Raw genomic sequence first — 233 nt, forward strand, 5'->3', positions numbered from 1 at the left:
CTTTATTTCTTCAGCGTTGTAATTGCTTTAGTAAAAATACCAAATTGAAAGGAATTCACAACTTAATCCTCTGATTCTTCATAAACGAATTTGTTGTAATTGCTTTAGTAAAAATACCAAATTGAAAGGAATTCACAACCTGCTGCAGAATCGGCCACTACCTCACCCAGTTGTAATTGCTTTAGTAAAAATACCAAATTGAAAGGAATTCACAACTCTTGCCATTTCAAAGA

The sequence above is a fragment of the Faecalibacter macacae genome (assembly GCF_003687725.1).
In the GTDB taxonomy this organism is placed as follows: Bacteria; Bacteroidota; Bacteroidia; order Flavobacteriales; family Weeksellaceae; genus Empedobacter; species Empedobacter macacae.